Origin of the sequence: Streptomyces sp. SP17BM10, from assembly GCF_036322405.1 — a bacterium.
Lineage (GTDB): Bacteria > Actinomycetota > Actinomycetes > Streptomycetales > Streptomycetaceae > Kitasatospora.
The window spans coordinates 1-1,606 of record NZ_JAQYXB010000418.1 but is presented as its reverse complement, the minus strand read 5'-3'; the positions used below and the strand labels follow the sequence as shown (position 1 = coordinate 1,606).

The following is a 1,606-nucleotide window of genomic DNA, read 5'->3' as shown; positions in this document are numbered from 1 at the left end:
TGTTGGGGGTGTCCGAGGGTGTGTGACTGGTCGTTGTTTGAGAACTGCACAGTGGACGCGAGCATCTGTGGCCAAGTTTTTAAGGGCGCACGGTGGATGCCTTGGCACTAGGAACCGATGAAGGACGTGGGAGGCCGCGATAGGCCCCGGGGAGCTGTCAACCGAGCTTTGATCCGGGGGTGTCCGAATGGGGAAACCCGGCAGTCGTCATGGGCTGTCACCCGCTGCTGAACACATAGGCAGTGTGGAGGGAACGCGGGGAAGTGAAACATCTCAGTACCCGCAGGAAGAGAAAACAACCGTGATTCCGGGAGTAGTGGCGAGCGAAACTGGATGAGGCTAAACCGTTTTGGTGTGAGACCCGGCAGGGGTTGCCATTGCGGGGTTGTGGGAGTGAGCTTCAGTCGTCTGCCGGCGGCTGGGCGAGTCAGAAACCGTATGGGTAGTCGAAGGACATGCGAAAGGTCCGGCGTAGAGGGTAAGACCCCCGTAGACGAAATCTGTGCGGCTTGCTTGCTCATTTCCCAAGTAGCACGGGGCCCGAGAAATCCCGTGTGAATCTGGCGGGACCACCCGCTAAGCCTAAATATTCCCTAGTGACCGATAGCGGATAGTACCGTGAGGGAATGGTGAAAAGTACCGCGGGAGCGGAGTGAAATAGTACCTGAAACCGTGTGCCTACAAGCCGTGGGAGCGTCGTTCATCAGCTTGCTGGTGGGCCGTGACTGCGTGCCTTTTGAAGAATGAGCCTGCGAGTTTGCGGTGTGTAGCGAGGTTAACCCGTGTGGGGTAGCCGTAGCGAAAGCGAGTCCGAATAGGGCGTTTGAGTTGCATGCCCAAGACCCGAAGCGGAGTGATCTAGCCATGGGCAGGTTGAAGCGCGGGTAAGACCGTGTGGAGGACCGAACCCACCAGGGTTGAAAACCTGGGGGATGACCTGTGGTTAGGGGTGAAAGGCCAATCAAACTCCGTGATAGCTGGTTCTCCCCGAAATGCATTTAGGTGCAGCGTCACGTGTTTCTTGCCGGAGGTAGAGCACTGGATAGGCGATGGGCCTCACCGGGTTACTGACCTTAGCCAAACTCCGAATGCCGGTAAGTGAGAGCGTGGCAGTGAGACTGTGGGGGATAAGCTCCATGGTCGAGAGGGAAACAGCCCAGAACACCGACTAAGGTCCCTAAGCGTGTGCTAAGTGGGAAAGGATGTGGAGTCGCAGAGACAACCAGGAGGTTGGCTTAGAAGCAGCCACCCTTGAAAGAGTGCGTAATAGCTCACTGGTCAAGTGATTCCGCGCCGACAATGTAGCGGGGCTCAAGCACATCACCGAAGTCGTGTCATTCACATAATAGGCCCAACGGCTGTGTGGATGGGTAGGGGAGCGTCGTGTGCCGGGTGAAGCGGCCGAGGAATCGAGTCGTGGACGGTATACGAGTGAGAATGCAGGCATGAGTAGCGATACAAGAGTGGGAAACTCTTGCGCCGATTGACCAAGGGTTCCTGGGTCAAGCTGATCTGCCCAGGGTAAGTCGGGACCTAAGGCGAGGCCGACAGGCGTAGTCGATGGACAACGGGTTGATATTCCCGTACCCGCTTTGAAGCGCCAACG

At 57.2% G+C, this 1,606-nt stretch carries 1 rRNA gene; it reads left to right on the top strand.

Features of this window, described 5'->3' with window-relative positions:
* Nucleotides 1-69 precede the first annotated feature (69 nt).
* Nucleotides 70-1,606, top strand: a 23S ribosomal RNA gene (locus PUR71_RS03745); the annotation flags it as partial.